This window comes from uncultured Jatrophihabitans sp. (assembly GCF_964252635.1).
Lineage (GTDB): Bacteria > Actinomycetota > Actinomycetes > Mycobacteriales > Jatrophihabitantaceae > Jatrophihabitans.
The window spans coordinates 22,713-25,131 of sequence record NZ_CAXUNP010000031.1 but is presented as its reverse complement, the minus strand read 5'-3'; the positions used below and the strand labels follow the sequence as shown (position 1 = coordinate 25,131).

Annotated in this window: 3 protein-coding genes; 1 reads left to right on the top strand and 2 read right to left on the bottom strand. The window is 73.5% G+C overall.

What is annotated here, in order from left to right; translation table 11 throughout:
• Nucleotides 1-155: 155 nt before the first annotated feature.
• Entirely contained in the window at nucleotides 156-716 is a 561-nt protein-coding gene (locus tag ACFFCA_RS13890) for a hypothetical protein (protein ID WP_375485759.1), read from the top strand.
• Between the two features lie 10 nt (nucleotides 717-726).
• On the opposite strand, the gene ACFFCA_RS13885 is transcribed toward ACFFCA_RS13890, so the two are convergent.
• Both ACFFCA_RS13885 and ACFFCA_RS13880 read right to left on the bottom strand, forming a co-directional pair.
• Nucleotides 727-1,098 (bottom strand): VOC family protein, encoded by a 372-nt coding sequence (locus ACFFCA_RS13885; protein WP_375485757.1) that lies wholly within the window; start codon nucleotides 1,096-1,098, stop codon nucleotides 727-729.
• A gap of 107 nt (nucleotides 1,099-1,205) precedes the next feature.
• On the bottom strand, nucleotides 1,206-2,345 hold the full coding sequence (locus ACFFCA_RS13880) for a CaiB/BaiF CoA transferase family protein (RefSeq protein WP_375485755.1): 1,140 nt from the start codon (nucleotides 2,343-2,345) through the stop codon (nucleotides 1,206-1,208).
• Between the last annotated feature and the right edge of the window lie 74 nt (nucleotides 2,346-2,419).

The following is a 2,419-nucleotide window of genomic DNA, read 5'->3' as shown; positions in this document are numbered from 1 at the left end:
CTGTGCCGTCGGCTGCCCCTGTGCCGTCGGCTGCCCCTGTGCCGTCGGCTGCCCCTGTGCCGTCGGCTGCCCCGTCGTCGGCCGGTCCACCGCCGCCGGTCCGTCGGCCGGCCCGCCCCTCGGAGCCGCCGGTCCGCAAGGAGCACCGGGGCTGGGTGCTGCCGCTCGGCATCGTCCTCGCCGTCGTGCTCATCGGCGGCGCCGCCGGATTGTTCCTGCTCACCGGCTCCGGGGGCTCGAACCAGTCGCAGGGCGGGGGCGCGTCGACCACGGCCTCCGCGACCGGGCCGACGTCGCGTCCGCCGGCGACATCGCCGCGTACGTCGAGCTCGGCTCCGGCATCGACGCCGGCGTCGTCGTCGTCGTCGACCGCACCGTCCACCTCCGCGACCTCCGCGGCCGGTGGCAGGACGACGGACGCGGACCTGGCCGCCGCGGTCCAGCAGTACTTCCAGCTGGTCCCCGGCAACCTGGACGCCGGCTGGGCACGACTGACGCCGCACTTCCAGAACGGCCGTGCGCAGAGCCGCCAGGTGTTCGACGACTACTGGAACAGCATCGACCGGGTCGACACGGCCGACGTGCAGGGCCAGGCGCCGCACTCGGCGTCGGCCCGCCTGACCTACCACTACAAGGACGGGCGCGTGGTCACCCAGCAGACGTCGTTCCGCTTCGTGAAGCAGGACGGCGTGCTGAAGATCGACGACGAGAACTGAATAGAGGACCTCAGCCCGGTCGGACGATCTGCTGGACGCTCCACTTGTTGCCGTCCGGGTCGGCGAAGTAGACGAACCGGCCCCAGGGCAACTCCTCGACCTCGTCGACGTCCAGGCCTCGGGCGAGGAACTCGGCGCGGGCCCGGTCGGCGTCGTCGACGACGAGCTGCAGCCCCTCGAGCGACCCGGGCGTCATCGTGGTGAGGCCCTCGCCGATGCAGATCGAGCAGCCGGAGCCGGGCGGGGTCAACTGCACGAAGCGCAACGACTCGTTGACCCGCTGGTCGTGGTCGGCGACGAAGCCGGCCTTCTCGACGTAGAACTCCTTCGCCGCGTCGACGTTGCCGACGGGCACGCACACCAGCTCGAGCTTGTAGTCCATGACGCCTCTCCTGGGTCGGTGGCCCCGACCGTAACGGCAGCGTCCGACACGGTGCGGACGGCAGGCACGGTGCTGACGGCAGGCACGGTGCGGATGGCGGGCACGGCTCAGACGACGGCGGCCGCCCGCAACGCCGCGACGTCCTCGGCCGTGTACCCGGCCTCACCCAGCACGGCGTCGGTGTCGGCGCCGATCGAGCCGACCGTGCCGACCCGGCCCGGCGTGGCCGAGAACCGCGGTGCCGGCCCAGGCATCGGTGCGTCGCCGACCGGGACGTAGGTGCCGCGCTCGACGTTGTGCGGGTGCGCGAGCGCCTCCTCGAGGCTCAGCACGGGCGCGACGCAGGCGTCGAGCGGCTCGAAGACCGCCGCCCACTCGTCGCGGCCGCGCGATGCGAAGACCCGCTCGAGCATGGCCGTGCAGGCGGCGAACTGCGCCGGGTCGTACGGCGACGGTGCGGTCGCCGAGTCCTCGCCGATGGCCGTGCACAGGGCGGCCCAGAACTGCGGCTCGATCGCGCCGATCGCGACGTAGCGTCCGTCGCCGCAGGGGTAGCAGCGGTAGTTCGGCGACCCGCCGTCGAGGAAGTTGGCCTCGGGCCGGTCGCGCCACAGACCCTGGTTCAGGAAGGCCCGGGTCATGGAGCCGAGGTAGGCGGCGCCGTCGACCATCGCGGTGTCGACGACCTGCCCCTCGCCGGTGGCGCGGGCGTGCAGCACCGCGGCCAGCACCCCCACGGCGAGGAACATCGCGCCGCCACCGAAGTCGGCGACGTAGTTGACGGGCGGGACGGGCGGTTCGCCGGCGCGACCGATGCCGGCCAGCAGCCCGGTGAGCGCCAGGTAGGTGATGTCGTGGCCGGCGGTGCGGGCCAGCGGCCCGTCCTGCCCCCACCCCGTCATCCGGCCGTAGACGAGCCGGGCGTTGCGGGCGTGCGCCTGCTCGGGCCCGATCCCGAGCCGCTCGGCCACACCGGGCCGGAACCCCTCGAGCACGACGTCGGCCGACTCGACCAGGCGCAGCAGGACCTCGGCGCCCTTGGGCTTGCGGATGTCCAGGGCGATCGAGCGCCGGCCGCGGCCCATCGCGCTCGTAGCCATGACGTCACCCAGGCCCGGGCGGCTGCCGGGGATCTTGTCGATGCGCACGACCTCGGCGCCGAGGTCGGCGAGCAGCATGGCCGCGAACGGCACCGGGCCGATGGCCGGCAGCTCGACGACGCGGACCCCCTCGAGTGGACCCGGCACGGTCACGTCCTCTCTGGCTCTGCCGTTGTCCGCGTCACGACCTGCTGGGGCTCGTCCAGCCGCGGACAACTCGA

Coding starts and splice junctions, on each gene's coding strand:
- ACFFCA_RS13885 (WP_375485757.1), bottom strand. CDS start 1,098: ATGGACTACAAGCTCGAGCTGGTGTGCGTGCCCGTCGGCAACGTCGAC.